The 290-nt window shown below is 72.4% G+C and carries 1 protein-coding gene; it reads left to right on the top strand.

Translation table 11 applies throughout. The annotated features are described in order from the left end of the window. Nucleotides 1-44: 44 nt before the first annotated feature. Nucleotides 45-290 (top strand): hypothetical protein (locus E0702_RS16790; protein ID WP_205742018.1); only part of this gene is annotated, 246 nt, incomplete at its 3' end.

Genomic DNA, 290 nt, shown 5'->3' on the forward strand with positions numbered 1-290 from the left:
GGGGGCGTCGGGCGGGGCATCTGGATGGGGAGGGGCAACCAGAAATGCGCCTGATCCTGCCGATCCTGACGGTGGTCGCGGCTCTCGTGGCGCTCTGGTATGTCGCGGCGGTGCCGATGAACATCAAGGGCGTGCTGGTGGAGGCCGAGCGTGCCGGGGCCGAGGTCACGCCCCCCGGCGCGGCAGAGCGGCGGGACATGAGCAGCTTTGCCCTCGTGGCGCAGAACGGGTTTGCCATCCCGGCCACCTGGGCGCAGGAGCGGCCCCGGCTGCCCGCGCCACACCAGGTC

The organism is Halomonas marinisediminis, assembly GCF_004347715.1.
GTDB lineage: Bacteria > Pseudomonadota > Gammaproteobacteria > Pseudomonadales > Halomonadaceae > Halomonas > Halomonas icarae.